This window comes from Pseudomonas kermanshahensis, assembly GCF_014269205.2.
Classification (GTDB): Bacteria; Pseudomonadota; Gammaproteobacteria; order Pseudomonadales; family Pseudomonadaceae; genus Aquipseudomonas; species Aquipseudomonas kermanshahensis.
The window spans coordinates 3,703,371-3,718,490 of the sequence record NZ_JABWRY020000001.1 but is presented as its reverse complement, the minus strand read 5'-3'; the positions used below and the strand labels follow the sequence as shown (position 1 = coordinate 3,718,490).

Below are 15,120 nucleotides of genomic sequence, written 5' to 3'. Positions count from 1 at the left end.
GTGATAAAGCCGTCGTCACTCCAAAGTACTTTGCGTCTCGAGCAAGAATTGGCGCTTGTGGATAAACGCACCGAGAGGTAATGACGCTGCGATGCGCGCTCTGCGCAATCGCTTTTCAATGGCAAGCAGGTAGTCATCTACCACCGCCGCCTGCCGCGCAGCTGATGTGATCGAGCCCCAATTCAAGTGGAGCGCTCGATCATGCCGATGGCAACCCATAGCGACGACCTGCTGGACGAGTTGATCGCCAGCCGCCTTCCCAACTGGCTGGCCAGTGCCACACCGGAGCGTCTGAGGGCACTGAACCTGTGCCTGAGCCAGCAAATGGACGTTCAGCAGCAGCTACAGGGTCTTTACCAAGGGACTACTGGGCTCGATGATTTTGCCGCCCCCTTGTTGCAGCAGGCCCTGCACGACCAGCAGTTGCAGCTGGACGTGAGCAAGGCGCAGATTCAGTTGAAAGTCGTGCTCCCTGCACCCTTGGCAAAACTGCTGGGCAAGCCGCAAGTGCGGTTTTTCAAGCATTCGTTGCTTGAGGCCGCACTGCACAACTTCAGTGCGGGTGAGGCAGCTTCTCAGGACGGCGCGACATTGCTCGATGAAAACGCCAGCCCGCTTGCGTTTGCGCCCGTGGCATTCGCTGAGCTTTGTCGCACGCTCGATGTGGGCAAGCAGTACCAGGACTACCTCAAGGCCCGCTATCAAGCCCCGTTAGAGGAGGGGCGCCGTGTTAACCGAATAGTCGAAGAGGGCCACCGGGCAGCGTTGGAGGCGGCAGTGCGGCTGTCGGCCTTGAAGGGTGAGATCAATGAGCGAGGCTATCAGCTGTTTCTACCGCTCATGTCATCTGTGCCCACCGAGGGCAGTGATTCAGCGGTGTTGATCCCCAAAGCCCTGCGGCTGCTCGGCAAGCAGATTCGTGGGGCCATGGCCTTCGAAGTGCGGCAAGGCGGGCGGGCAACTGCCCCCCTGGAGGGCGTAATTTGCTGGATCCCAGGTGACGAGCAGGGGGCACTTACCTGGTATGGCAACTGGGACACGTTGTTCAGTAGCCTGGGTGAGCTGTTCCGGCTACCCGGCTATGAACCGTTTTTCCAGCGCTTCATTGGCCAGCGCGACCGAATGGCATTCACCCAGGCGTTGAGCAAAGCAAAAGCAGCGCGTGCTGCCCACCTGCCTGCCAAACTCGACGGCCGTTATGAAGCTATCGAGCTGCCGCTGTTCGAGCACATGCGTAAGGTGCAGCTCGACACGCTGCTCGATGATGCCAGGGTCTTGGCGGTGCCCACGGCAGATCAGGACAGCAACGAGCGCAACGCGCGCCTGCACTTCTACCTTGATGCAGGCTTGTCCGTGCTTGGGCTAGCGAGCCTGTTCGTGCCTTGGTTGGGCTTGCCCTTGCTGGCCATTGCGGCGATCGAGGTGGTCTCGGGGGTGTACGAGGGCTATGTCGATTGGCAACTGGGTGACCGGCAGGGAGCGCTGGAGCACCTGTTGGGCGTTGCCGAAAATATCGCCTTGGTTGGGGTAGGGGTAGGCGTCGGCGTGATTGCTGGGCGTGTGCTCAAAAGCGCCGGCCTGGTGCGCCGGTTGGTGCCCGTGCGGTTGACTGAGGGGCAGGTAAGCCTGGTACACCCCGAACTGCCGGGTTACGAAGTGCTGGACGACACGTTGGCGGTGGGTGAGCGAGGCGGCGAGGCAGGGCAAGAGCGACTTCGCACCCACACTGGCACCTACAGGGTCGCTGAGGATCCGTTGACACGGCAGCTGTGCATCTTGCACCCCACGCGCCTGCACGCCTACGCGCCGTTGCTGGAGCACAATGGTGCCGGCGGCTGGCGCCATGCGCTTGAAGCTGTGCAACAGTGGCAGGATGCAGCGCAGATGTTCAGGCGTTTGGGTAGCGCGTTGAGTGATGTATCCGATGCCACGGCAAACGATGTGCTGCACATCACCGGTTTTGATCAAGCACGCATGCGCCGTCTGCATGCGCAGAATGCGCCAGCCCCCGCACAACTGCTCGATGCCCTGCAACGCTACCAACTGCATCAACGTGAGCCAGGGCTGCATGGCGCAGCATTCGAGCAAAGGTGGCAGGCGGAGCAGCCTTTGGCGTCCCCGGAGGCACGGATGCTTCGGGGTGCTTTCCCTGGGCTAAGCGTGCGGGGTGCGCAGGAGATCGTCGCCAATGCCGAGCCAAGCCTGGTGCAGCGCATGGTCACTCAGCGGAAGGTGCCCATGGCGCTGGCTGGCACTGCCCGCTGGTACCTGCGCGATGCGCGAGTGGACCGCGCCTGCGCGGGCTTGTGGCAAGCATCGGCTATTAACGCCGATACCGAGCGGCTGGCCCTTGGGCTGATCGAAGGCTGGGCGCCTTGGCCTGAGGGCGAAAGGGTGGAGATACGCCATGCGACTCAAGAGGGTGAGCTGATCGCCTGGGCAGGGGCGAATAAAGCAGGTCAGGCTCGTATCATTGTCCGAGATAGCGACCGCTACCAAGCTTATGCCAACGATGGGACACAGCTGACCAACGGTGTACAGGGTGAGAGCCTGTTCGAAGCGTTGCTGAAACAGTTGGATACGGGGCAGCGAAGTGTGCTGGGCCAGGCTGGGCAATCGGCCGCACAGTTGACTGATGGCCTGAGGCAACGCGCAAACGCTCGCCATGGCCAGGCTGCACAATTGATTGGCCTGACGCCACCGCCATCGAGCTTGAGGCCACTTATGCGACTTAGCGGCGGGCGCTTGGGGTATCCGTTGAGTGGCAACCCGGGTGTCCGTCTGCCAGAAGAGCACCCTTTGCTGGTGATCGACGAAGCGCAGGTTCGGCCCCTTCTCGAAGGCCTGCGACGGCTGTTCCCGGCCCGTGAAGAAACTACCCTGCGCCAGTACGCGCAAGCTATTGCCAGCTCGCCAAGGCGCGATGTCTGGAATCATTATGCTGACTTGGCCCGGCAGGTCAGTACGTTGCGCACCCGCCTGGATACCTGGAGCCTGGCGGGGGATGCGGCGCAACGCGCTGCAGGTGCGGACCGTGGTGTGCGACTGCATTGGAGTGCGTCGCGAGCGATTATGGCCCGAGAGATTCTGCAGGCTTGGCATCCACAATTGCCAGGTGAAACGCCAACCTTCCAACTTGATCTTGACGGCGCGCTGACCGGCGGGCTGCCACCGTTCCCGCACACCGTTGGCTGGGGCCGGCTTAGCGGCTTGACCTTGCGCAACATCAGCGCAACGGAGCTGCCGCCCTTCACTGCGCAACACTTTGCCGGACTACGTAGTTTGAGATTGATTAATACGGCCTTGGAGGCACTGCCTCAGTGGCTGTTAAACCTTGAGCACCTCACCCACGTGAGCTTGCGAAGCAACCGCTTGACGGCACTGCCGGCTCAACTTTCGCGCATGGCGCGTTTGTCGAGTCTGGACTTGGGGCACAATCGTTTGACGGCAATCCCGCAGGTGCTTGGGCAATTGGGCGAACTGCGTACCTTGAATCTGGAAAGCAACGGTATCGTCATCGATGCCCACAACAGTGCTCGTCTGGAAGGCATGCAACAGCTGGAAGTGCTGATACTCGACGGTAACCCGCTGGCGAGCATGCCTTCGTTGGTCAGAAGCATCGAGTTGAGACGGGTTACGCTGCGCAACACTCAACTGCAGGCGTTTCCAACCGAGCTGCTTGGCCAGCATCCGGGTATGAGCCTAGCGCTCGAGGGCAACCGGATCGTTGAGCTGGATGATGAGTCTTTGCGATTGATCGCTCGCGACAGGGCGCGTATCTGCCTTGATTACAACCCCTTGTCCCAGGCGTCTGTTCAGCGACTGGACGCCAATGATCGCTTGGAACCGGTGGATCCGTTTACACCTCAAGAGGGTGATCTGATAATTGCAGATGATCCTCAGCGCGTGCAGGCACTTCGCGCCATCTTGGTAAGGATTGGCAACCAGGTGACCAATGCCAGTGCGCGTCTGCCACAGCATGAGGTGCTGGCTGCACATCTCAATGTGCTTGAGCAGGCCACTACGTTGCGAGAAAGCCTGGAAGAGTGGTGCGGCGACGACCCTGGCCGGCTGGCCTTTGCACGTCGTCTGCTTGCAAGCTGGCTGCCGGAGGTGCCGGGAAGCGTATCGCCTCCACACGAGCGACATTTTTCGCTGCGCATTGACGGTGCGCAAATCGGCTCACTGCCGCAATTCCCAGACACGATAAGCTGGGGGCGGCTGCGATGGCTGCGGCTGGTAAATATCGATTTTTCCAGCGTCTCGCCCAACTATTTCAGCCGCTTCACTAATCTGATTCAGTTGCGGATCAACAACTGCCACCTCAGCGAAGTGCCGGCATGGGTCTGTGACCTGCGCAGGCTGGATGATCTGTCATTGTCCAACAACCAGTTGGTGTCGCTGCCTGAAGGCTTGGAGCGATTGACTGAACTGACGACCCTGTTTCTGAACGACAACCACCTCACCCAAGTGCCCGACGCCTTGCGCGGGCTTGGTCGGCTTCAGCAGTTGGGCCTGGCGAACAACCAGATTGTCGTGAATGTCGCGGGCGCCGCTCGGCTGAACGCATTGTCAGCGCTGAGGATGCTGGACCTGAACAATAACCCGCTCGGGAGCCTACCGACGCTACCGCAAAGCCCTTCACTGGAGAGAGTGGCCGTCGCCAATTGCCAACTGAACGAGTTCCCTTTGGCGCTTATGCGTGAGCACCCTAACGTGGCGCTCAGGCTCGATGGCAATCGCATCAGTGAGTTGAGTGAGGAAGCGGTCCGCTTGATCCGAGCGAACCCTCAGGGCGTAAACCTCCAGCTCAATCCACTGTCTGAAGTCAGCGCGCGTCGGTTGGCGGCTGTCCAGCCAGCGTTGGAACCCGCGCAACCGTCTCAGCCGGAACTACAGCCGGAACCACAGTTGCAAGCTCAGGCTGCACGTGCGCCGGAGCGGGTATTGGTGAGGGTGGCGAACCCGCAGGCTCAGCAACATGGCGTCGAAGCCTCGCGTGATCGGTGGCTGCAAGGCCTGCCCTCGCCACTTCAGCAGCAACGGCAAGCCCAATGGGCACGGCTCACGGCAGAGCCAGGTGTAGAAGATTGGTTGGCGTTCCTGGATGGTTTGAGTCGAACCGCAGATTTTCAACAGGATGTTGAAGCCATACAGGCGCGAGTGTGGAGCCTGATCGACGCCTGTGAATTGAATGAGCGTGTGCGAGGGGCCATTTTTGATGAAGCGCAACGAGACGGGATGGCCGAGAGCTATCTGGCCCAGCTCGATCGGCTTGAGTTCGCCCGGGTTCGCGCGCTGCGCACTGAAGGCCTGCAGGGTGATGATCTTGAGCGTGCCTATGTGCAGTTGGCTCGCGAACAGTTGTCCCTTGTACAAGAAGGCAGGCCTGAAGCACTTATCGAAGCGCTTGCAGCCAGCAGGTACTGGCAGAACTATCTCCAACAGCGTTTTGCTGAGCGGTTGGAATCGCGGCTCTCAGGTTTCCATGCGCGTTTGGATGCGTTGGATGCCATGGCAATCAGTCCAAATGACTTCATGCAACGCGCCGCAGTGCTGGCGGCCGAGCGTAACGCTGTGTTCCATGCGTTGATTCGTGAACTCACCGTTGAAGCGTGCATGCGTCATCCTGCGCAGGAGCGTTAAGTACCGCAGTGGTGAGGGGGAATGCTGGTTATCTCGGGCTTTGACCAACCAGAGAAGCCGCCAATGCCCTCACCACAGCCTCAACCCAACGCAGTGGATACCCTGATCGCCAGTCGCTTGCCGGCCTGGCTTGCCAGCGCATCCGAGGATCACTTGGGCAAACTGCGGGTTAGTCTGCAGCGCCAGCAACGCAGCCAGCACCGCTTGGCTGAGCTGTTTTCCCGTGTAACGCCACTGGACGCTTTCGCCAAGACATTGCTAGACCAGGCACTGAGTGATCGCCAGTTGCCAGCGCTGGAGGTGCGCCAGGTAAAGTTTCGCACCACCACCACCGTACCGATTGCATCGGTGGGCCCTGGCGGGCTGGGGAAGTCGGTGAGCGAGATCGCTGAGGTGAGTTTGCTGACGGCCGCGCTGCACAATTTCAGCGAGCATGAGACACCGCCCTCTGGTGCTTTTCAAACCAGCGTCATCGTCGATGCGCAAGGTCAACCGCAGTCTCTGAGCCCGCAGGCCTATGTAGCGCTTTGCCGAAGTGTGGACGTGGGAGGGCGCTACCAGCGTCACCTTGAATCAATTCTGTTGGGGCCGGGGGATAAGGGCAAGCAGGTGGAGACCCTGCTTGAAGACAGCGCGCGTGCCAACCTGGAGGCTGATGTACGTCTGGCTGTGCTCAAGGGCGAAATTGATGAGCGCCTGTACCTGCAGTTCCTCCCTGTGCTTTCAACGGTGGCCGTGGTGGACTCCGACACTACGCGCCTGTTGCCATTCGATCTGCGTGTGCTGGGCAAGCAGCTGCGCGGTGTGTTGGCTTTCGAAGCGCGGCGAGGGGGGCTGACGAGTGCGCCTCTGGAGGGTGTGGTGCTGTGGGTTCCCGATGACCCCCACGGACCGCTGCAGCGTTTTGCGACGTGGGATGAGCTGTGGCTCGGCCTGGGCCGACGCTGCCAGGCGAAGGGCTACCCAGCCTTCATCCAGCGGTTCATCGGCGAGCGTGACCGCTGTGCCTTCAGCCGCACACTGCGTCGCTTGCTGCAGGCCAGAGCGGGCGCGCTGCCGGTTCAGCTAGACGGTCGTAGCCAAGCGATTGATCGGCCGTTGTTCCCGCATCTGCGAAAAGTCCGCCTCGATACGCTGCTGGACGATGCGCGTGTACTGGCCACGCCAACTGCCGAGGCGGACCAGGCTGAGCGGGAACGACGCATGGGCGACTATGCCAGCGCAGGGTTCGATCTCTTGGGGTTGGCCAGCCTGTTTGTCCCTGTTCTTGGCCTGCCGCTGTTGGGCATCGCTGCCTTGCAGATCGCTGACGAAGTCTATGAAGGTTATGCAGATTGGAAGCTAGGTGACCGTGAAGGGGCGTTGAACCACTTGTGGGGCGTTGCCGAAAACCTGGTTGCCGGCATTGCTGTGGCATCGATTGGGCTCGTGGCGGGACGATTGATCGAGCGTTCGGCGTACGTTGATGGGTTGGTGCCGGTGTTGAAGGCAAACGACGAGGTTCGCCTGATCGATGCCGAATTACCCGGCTACGCGGTGCCGCAGTTGGGGCTGGCCGTTGGCGAGCGTACACGTTTGGCCGGGCAGATACGGCTGCGCACCCATCTGGCGACCTACCAGGTAGTCGAAGATGCGCAAGGCACGGGCTTGCGTATTCAGCACCCCAGCAGACCGAACGCCTACTCGCCCTGGCTCGACAGCAACGGTGAGGGCGGTTGGCGTCATCAGTTGGAAACCCCGCAGCACTGGCAAGGGGCGACGCCGTTGATGCAGCGCTTGAACAGCGCGTGGGCCGCGCTCGACCCCCTGACGGCCGAGCATGTCATGCACACGACCGGATTTGATGAGGCGCGCCTGCGGCGTCTGCACCTTGAGCATGCGCCAGCACCGGCGCGGCTGCATGATGCCTTGCAGCGCTACCAGTTGCATGCGCAGTACCCTGAATTGCACGGCGATGCGTTCGAGCTGCACTTGAGTGGCCTGCAGCGCCCCTTGGAGGCGGCAGAGCAGCTGTTGAAGCGTGACTTCCCCGGGCTTACCCCGCGCTGTGCGCGGGAGATCACCCAGCGCGTCGGGCCTGAAGAGGTGGAGCGCATGATCGGCACACAGCGCGTGCCGCTTGCGCTGGCCAGCGAAGCGCGCTGGCTGTTGCGTGACAGTCGCCTGGACCGTGCCTGCGCAGGCTTCTATCAAGCGGCTGCGGTGAATGCGGACACCGAGCGGTTAGCATTGGGCCTGCTGGCTGATGCGGCGCCATGGGCACAAACTGTCCGGGTCGAGCTGCGCAACGACAGCCTGAGTGGGGACTTGCTCGCCCATATCGGTGCAGAAGGGGCCACTGACGTACGTTACGTCCTCAGGCGTGGCCAGGGTTACCAGGCGTTGCCTGCATTAGGCGGCGCGCTGCCCTTGGGCAGCGAAAATGACAGCCTGTTCCAGGCACTGTGGTGGCACCTCGATGAGGCGCAAAAGCAGGTGCTGGGCGAGGGAGGGCTCACTGGCGAGCAGCTTGGGCATGCCTTGGCCGTGCGGGCCGCGGAGCAACGCGAGCGCGCAGCATCATTGCTAGGCATGGTGAAGAAAGCGGGTGTGATACGTCCGCCTGTGCGCTTGGGCGATGGTCGACTGGGCTACCCGCTGAGTGGCGGCGATGCCCTGCGCTTACCGCGCGGTCAGGTCCTGACCACCGCTGACATACAGGCTCGCCAGTCCATTCGTGCCGGGCTGCACCAGTTGTTTCCGCATCGCCCTGCTCAGGATGTGATGTGGCTGGCGCTGCAACTGTCGCAAAGGCCAGGGCGCACGGTCTGGGCAGCCTTCAGTGAACTGGCCAGGCAGGTCGAACGGCTCGACCTGAGCTTGCGTGCCTGGCGGGGGCAGGCCACGGCCGTGAATTACCATCGCCGTCAGCGCGTTGGGCAAATGATTCGCGAAGCCTGGGAGCCGCATTTCTATGGCCCTGGCGGGGTTGATGAGTTGATCGTACGGAACGAGCCTGTGGGCAACCTGCCCGTGCTGCCAGCAGATCTTCACTTTGGGCACCTGCACAGACTGTGCCTGAGCAATATCGGGCTGAGTGCGCTGGAGGGGGATTTCCTCGGCCGCTTCCCTCAGTTGCGAAGCTTGCAACTGAGTGGCAACCGATTGACTGAGGTGCCCGGGCTAGGCAGCCTGCATCGCTTGATCAGCCTGGATGCGCAGCACAACCGGTTGACCACCCTTGAGGGGGTGCAGCACCTGTCGTCGTTGACCCAACTGATCGTGAACGACAACGCGCTCACAGAGGTGCCCGGTTTGGCAACCCTGACCCGGCTCACGCGCCTGGACCTGCGGCGCAACCAGCTGGCCGCGCTTGATGGTGTGCAGGGCCTGACGCTGCTGACCCAACTGGACCTCAGTGACAACCTGCTGTCAGCACTTCCCGAGCACATTCACCGGTTGATCCGGCTGCAGTACCTTAACCTGAGCAACAACCAGTTCACGTTGCTGCCGGCAGGTATCGATCGCATGGTCGGTCTGACCCAGCTGGAGCTTTCCGGCAATCGCCTTAGCGAGCTGCCGGGCACATTGAGCGGGCTGAGTAGGCTGTTGCAGTTGAACCTGGCTGAGAACAGCATCAGCAGCGTACCTGCGGTGATTGGCAACATGCCTGGCTTGAGGGTCCTCAATTTGCGTGGCAACCAGCTAGATGCGATACCCGAGGGCCTGGAGCGGTTGCGGCAACTCACCGAGCTGTACCTGGCGGACAACCAGATCGTCATCGACGTGGCAGGCGGCCAACGCCTGGAAGCGTTCAGCGAACTGCGAACGTTGAGTTTGAAGGGCAACCCTATAGGCATGATTCCGCCACTGCGCAACCTCGACCACCTGCGCCATCTGTCGCTGCGCTCGACCGGCCTGAGAGAATTCCCCTTGGCGTTTCTGCAGCGTCATACACAGGTGTACGTCGACCTTGCCGACAACCTGATCGTCGAGCTGAGCGAGCGGGCATTGGGGTGGATGCGGCAACACCCCAACCGACTCAACCTGAACAACAACCCCCTGGATGAGCAGGACCTGGCGCGTTGGCGTGCTGCGTGGGCACAGTTTGACACGCTGAGCCAACGCGGCTGACGCCGCTGCGGGCGGGGTGCTTTGCATAGTTACCGCAAGCGCCTCGCTCTACCCTGATGCAATCGCAGCTCCGGCCCAAGGAGCCTGCGATGCCAGATCTACCCTTTGCCAACGACTCCACCGACGCCCTGATCGCCAGCCGCTTGCCCGCCTGGCTGACGACGGCCTCGCTGGAGACCCTCTACGCCCTGCACGAAAGCCAGCGCTGGCAGCAGCAGGTACAGCATGAGCTGCACGGCTTGTTGGCACGGATCACGCCATTGGATGCGTTTGCCGCGCCTTTGCTGCAACACGCATTGCAGGAGCAACACCAGCTGACACTCGATGTGCGCCAGGCCACCCTGCGGCGCAGAACCTTACAGCGTTTTCCTTCATACATTGCCCACATCCCGGATGGGGTCAAAGCGCAGGTCTACCAGCACAGCCTGCTGCAGTCGGCACTGCACAACTTCACCGAGGGCGAAACCCTCGCCACTGGGCTCATGCAGGGGAGTGCGGTGTTGGACAGCGGGGGGCAAGCCCTCGGCCTGTCGCCCAACGCGTTCACCGTATTGTGCCGCTCGCTCGACCTGGGTGGCCAATACCAAGCTTACCTGCGGGGACAGTTGACTCCAGGCGGGGAGGCTGGCCGGCACATCGAAGCGTTGATGGAGGAGGGCTTTCGCGCAAGCCTGGAGGCCGCTCTGCGACAGTCACTGGTCAATGGAGAGATCGTGGCGCATGCCTGTGAGCAATGTGCGCCGCTGCTGGCCGTGGTCGCGACCAAGTCAGCGATCGCCGGGTTCGAGCCGCGGCAGGTCAGGGTGTTTGGCCTACGGGTGCGAGGGGCCGTGGCCTTTCAGGTTCGTCATGCTGACCAGGAGGGCGTGCTGTGTTGGATCCCCGATGACCCTCACGGCCCATTGACCTGGTTCGCCTCCTGGGACTTGCTATTCCTGACCTTGGGCAAACAGTTCCGCTTGCCGAAGTACGTCGAGTTCTTCCAACGATTCATCGGTGAGCGAGACCGAGAAGCCTACACGCGAGCCGTGGACCATGCGTTGAAGCGTGCGGGCCAGAATGCCCCCGTTCAGCTCGACGGCCGCCACGAGGCGATCGAGCTGCCGTTGTTCGAGCACTTGCGCAAGCAACAGATCGATACCCTGCTGGACAACGCCAAGGTGCATGCCGTGCCCACGGCCGCCGTGGATGCCCAGGCGCGGGACCGACGTTTGCATTTCTGCCAGAGCTTTGCTCTGGATGCACTGGGCTTGGCGAGTTTCGCCTTGCCGGTGCTAGCGTTGCCGTTGTTGGGCATTACAGCGCTGCAGGTGGCGGACGAGGTGTACGAGGGGTATGCCGATTGGCAGCTCGGTGACCGCCAGGGCGCACTGGAGCATGCCTATGCCGTGGCCGAGACGCTGATCATGACAGCAGCCAATGTCGGCGCGGGTACTGCCTCGCATCGCTTGGCCCGTGCAGCCGTGGTCGATGAATGGGTCCCCGTACAGACCAGTCAGCACGGGTTGAAACTGTGCGACCCCGAGCTCCCCGGATATGCCGTCGAGGGGCCAGGCGCTCTGGGTCAACTTACCGTGGCAGAGGGGCGAGAGTACCTGCGAACACCGCTAGCAAGGCACTTGACCGAGCTGGACGCTGAATCGCAGGAACGGCACATCCGCCACCCTGTCCGCGCCGATGCCTATGCGCCCTTGCTTGAGGGCAATGATGCCGGTGGCTGGCAGCATGAACTCGAACACCCCCACGAGTGGCAGGGGAGCGCTCAGTTGTTGCGCGACCTGGGCCATGACCTGGCGCACCTTGATGACCAGGTGGCCCATGAAGTGTTGCGCGCAACCGGGCTCGATGAGGGCCGACTGCGCCGGCTGCATGTAGAACATGCACCGCCCCCCGCGCGGCTGCTGGATGCCGTGCAGCGTCATCAACTGCATGACCAGTTGCCCTGGTTGCGGGACGAAGGCTTCGAGCGTCACCTACAGGCGCAGCAAACGCCCCCCACGGCGGACGAAGCCCTGTTGCAGCGTGACTTTCCCGGGCTCACTGTGAACGTGGCCAGGGAGATCATCGAGCATGCTACCGAGGCGCAGGTCGAGCACCTGCAAGCACGCCAGCGCGTCCCGCTGGCCTTGGCCGAGCAGGCGCGCTGGTACCTACGGGATACGCGCCTGGACCGCGCCTGTGCAGGCCTGCTGCAGGCGGCAGCGCTCAATCGCGACAGCGAGCAACTGGCCTTGGCCTTGATTGCCGATCGTGCGCCGTGGCGAGGCGTGCGCATAGAGCTGCGCAGCGGCACGCTGACCGGCGAACGGACCGCCTGGGCGGGTGCACAGGCAGCCACTGAGGTGCGCAGCGTGCTCAGAACGGCCAAGGGCTATCAGGCCCTGGATGCCTACGGGCGCGCCTTGCCCGCGGCCAATGCCGAGGACAGCCTGTTCCAGGCGCTGTTGCTGCAGCTCGACCCGTGGCAGCGGCGGGCCCTGGGTGAAGCCAGCGAGTCCCCGCAGACACTGGCCGATGCCTTGTCGAAGTGGGCCAGCGAGCAGCGCGACAAGGTCGCCACGCTGCTGGGCATGGCGCCCGTCGGGCTAGGCTTCCGGCCACCGGTGCGGCTGGGCGATGGTCGCCTGGGCTACCCCCTGAGCGGCCGTGGCGAAAGCAGCAATCGCGCACTGCGCCGGGGTATTCAGCGGTTGTTTCCCGACTATGACGACAGCGCCCTCGAAGCCTTCAACAATACCGCCCGCGAGCAGGGGCTCACCCCGTGGAACTACTACCTGCGCCTGTGCGAAGAGCAGCGTGCACTGGATCAGGCGCTAGGGCGCTGGCGCCGGCAATCGTCCGGGCCGATCCAATTGATCAGACGCGCACGCATGGCACGGCGGATTCGGCATGCCTGGCAGCGGCGTGTACGTGATGCCAGTGGCAACCCCATACTGGTCCTTGAAGGCACACGGTTGGGCAGCCTGCCCGACCTTCCGCCCGCAGTGAATTTCGATCATGTGACCACGTTGACGCTGCGCAACCTGGAGCTGACTGAGGTCAACGCCGACTTCCTCGCTCGTTTCCCGCGCGTAAACCAACTGGACCTGTCGCGAAACCGGCTGACAGCCATGCCCGACACCTCGCACATGGCGAACCTTGAATGGGTCGATCTCAGTCACAATCGCATCGTTGACGTCAGTGAGGCGCAGGCCCCCTTGCTGCGGGCCAACCCCGACAGCGTGCGTTTACACGGCAACCCGTTGTCTGCGGTTGCGCTTGAGCGTTTAAATGTTGCTCCGCCCCCGCCGGTCGTGGAAAGGGTAAATGAGCATGAACAATGGTTCGAGGGGCTGAGCGAGGCGGAAGCCGCCCGTCGTCGCGGGCAGTGGGAGGCGTTAAGGGCTGAAGCCGACAGCGATGCGTTCTTTGGGTACCTCGCAGAACTGCTGCACGCCGAAGACTTTACTCGGCAAGCGCAGGGTATGCGGCGTCGCGTCGGTGAATTGCTCAATGCCATGTTTCACCATACCCATGTGCGGCGTGCAGTGTTCGAGCAGGCCGCCATTCCGCGCGGGCGGGCCGACCTCGATGTGTTGGTCATCAGGCTGCAAGTTGCCTTGCGCACCGATGGCATGCGTGGTCGGCGAGTTGAGCGTGAGTTGCGCAACCTCGGCCGTGAGCTGTTCAGGCTCGATCAGGTCGACCGCTTTGCCGCACAGCACATCGAGCGCTTGCAAGGGCGGCCAGGCCAACGCGATCAGGACGACATTTACATGGCATTCCGGGTGGGGCTTGCAGAGCCGTTGAGCCTCTATGGCCAGCCGACCTACCTGGACCTTCAGCACGTCGATACAGTAACGCTGGGCGACCTGGCCGAGGCCGAGGCTGCCGTGCACCGGGCCGAGACGCCAGAAGCGCTCAGCCAGTTCCTGGTGCAGCAGACGTTCTGGCAGGACCACGTGCGGGTCGAATACAGCGCGCAGTTTGCAGCCATTCGCCGCAGGTACGGTGCGCGTCTGGCCGCGCTGGTGCCAGAGCCGGGCCAGGACCATGCGCCAAGTGGGCCGGTCAATGCGATCGTCGCCCAGCGCAGGGAAGAGGAGCAGGTACTCACGTTGACCCTTGCGCGTGGCAACCCGTGGAGCTGGTATCGGCTTGAACCCCCGCATGGGCCCGGTACCCTTGCCTATGCACATTTGTCGCGGCAGCTTGAACACAGCCTCGAGGCCTGGCGCGGGCAGCCAAGTGAACCGGAGTATGCGGCGCGGTCGTACGTCGCCGGTGTGCTGCGCGAAGCCTGGCAGTCGAATTACCGTGATGAACTGCCGTCTCTGGGCTCATCCTCCGATGGGTTGGCGGTCAGTTCGCTTCCCGAGCTGCCGGCCGGCATCCAGTTCGAACGCCTGCGCGCATTGTCGCTACGCAACCAGCAGCTTGCCACGCTCAGCGGCGACTTCCTGCGCCGCTTCCCCAACCTGGAGGACGTCGACCTCACAGGCAATCAGCTCTCGACCTTCGAGGGGCTTGAGCATCTGCCACGCCTGCGCAGGTTGTACCTGGGCGGTAATCTGCTCGAGACCTTGGACGGTTTGGGCAATGCCAGGCAACTGACGGACCTGGACCTCAGTGGCAATCAGTTTGTCGAGTTGCCGGCCGGTATCGAGCAGTTGGAGCACCTGGCCAGCCTCGACCTTTCCTTCAATCAAATCGCTGTGCTGGATGACCGCGCAGGGCAACTGCCGAACCTTGAAAACCTGCAGCTGGGTGGCAACCTGCTGAACGATGTGCCACGCAGCCTTGGCAACCTTGCCCGGCTAAGCATCCTCAACCTCAGTGCTAATCGGCTGACCCGCGTACCGGAACAACTGAATGGCCTCGGCCGCTTGACCCGTCTGGATCTGCGCGACAACGCGATTGTTTTGGACGCCCAAAGCGAGTTGCGGCTGGAATGGTTCTCCCGGTTGCAAGTCCTGAGCCTGGAGGGTAACCCGTTGGGCATGGCGCCTAGGCTGCACTACAACGTGCAACTGCGCTACTTGTCGCTACGCGCGACCGGCTTGCGCAGTGTGCCCCTGGCGTTGCTGCAGCGTCATCCCGACATGGTCGTGGACTTGCGTGGCAACCGTATCGCGGCACTGAGCGAGGAGGCGCTCGGCTGGATAGAGGCCCATCCGGAGACCGTAAATCTTGAGCAGAACCACTTAAGCGAGGCGGTCATGGCGCGGGTGCGCAATGCGCTGGCGCGTCTGCAAGCAGAGTGGGCGCGGGCGGCAGAAGCGGGGGAGGTGAGCGTGACCAGGAAGCCACCGGGGCGCAGGGGCTGACGGGCGGTGGTTGAAGAGGGGTGTGCAACAACGCCCCTGACCCGCCAGAGCGCGG

At 62.5% G+C, this 15,120-nt stretch carries 3 protein-coding genes; all 3 read left to right on the top strand.

Features of this window, described 5'->3' with window-relative positions; translation table 11 throughout:
- Positions 1–201: 201 nt before the first annotated feature.
- The 3 genes from HU764_RS16735 to HU764_RS16725 all read left to right on the top strand — a co-directional run bounded on the left by HU764_RS16735 (position 202) and on the right by HU764_RS16725 (position 15,065).
- Positions 202–5,646, top strand: a complete 5,445-nt coding sequence (locus tag HU764_RS16735) for a dermonecrotic toxin domain-containing protein (protein ID WP_186703361.1) — start codon at positions 202–204, stop codon at positions 5,644–5,646.
- A gap of 63 nt (positions 5,647–5,709) precedes the next feature.
- A complete protein-coding gene (locus HU764_RS16730; RefSeq protein WP_186678862.1) occupies positions 5,710–9,759 on the top strand; it encodes a leucine-rich repeat domain-containing protein in 4,050 nt (1,349 codons plus the stop codon).
- Positions 9,760–9,848: 89 nt separating this feature from the next.
- The gene (locus tag HU764_RS16725; protein WP_186703360.1) at positions 9,849–15,065 is read left to right on the top strand and encodes an NEL-type E3 ubiquitin ligase domain-containing protein; all 5,217 of its coding nucleotides are present in this window, start codon (positions 9,849–9,851) and stop codon (positions 15,063–15,065) included.
- Positions 15,066–15,120 lie beyond the last annotated feature (55 nt).

What these genes read in the sequence shown, in the direction of transcription:
- HU764_RS16730 (WP_186678862.1), top strand. Translation starts at nt 5,710, where the DNA reads ATGCCCTCACCACAGCCTCAACCCAACGCAGTGGATACCCTGATCGCC.
- HU764_RS16735 (WP_186703361.1), top strand. Translation starts at nt 202, where the DNA reads ATGCCGATGGCAACCCATAGCGACGACCTGCTGGACGAGTTGATCGCC.
- HU764_RS16725 (WP_186703360.1), top strand. Translation starts at nt 9,849, where the DNA reads ATGCCAGATCTACCCTTTGCCAACGACTCCACCGACGCCCTGATCGCC.